Here is a 362-nt window from a genome sequence, read left to right as displayed (position 1 = left end):
CGGCTCAAGCAGGGAGCGTGTGGCGGATGTGCGTATCGTTGCCGCCACCAACGAGAATATGGAGAAGGCTATTGCTGACGGTCGTTTCCGTGAGGACCTTTATCACCGTTTAGGTGAGTTTGAAATACACCAACCATCACTATGCGAGTGCCCCGAAGATATACTCCCGCTTGCCAACTTCTTCCGAGAAAAATATTCTGCGGAGCTTCATAGGAAAATAACGGGCTTCACGGCTGAAGCGGAACGGTTGTTGCTCTTACACTCCTGGTCAGGTAACATCAGGGAGTTGCAGAACAAGATTAGACGGGCAGTATTGATGGCCAAAGATACGCTCATCGACTATGCGGATTTGAACATCACAT

At 49.7% G+C, this 362-nt stretch carries 1 protein-coding gene; it reads left to right on the top strand.

Annotated elements, in window-relative coordinates:
- On the top strand, positions 1 to 362 hold a 362-nt coding region (locus NW211_RS14045), incomplete at both ends, for a sigma 54-interacting transcriptional regulator (protein ID WP_258328296.1).

The organism is Barnesiella sp. ET7, assembly GCF_024733785.1.
Lineage (GTDB): Bacteria > Bacteroidota > Bacteroidia > Bacteroidales > Barnesiellaceae > Barnesiella > Barnesiella merdigallinarum.
The sequence above is the reverse complement of the archived record's forward strand: the minus strand, read 5'-3'. Positions and strand labels throughout refer to the sequence as shown.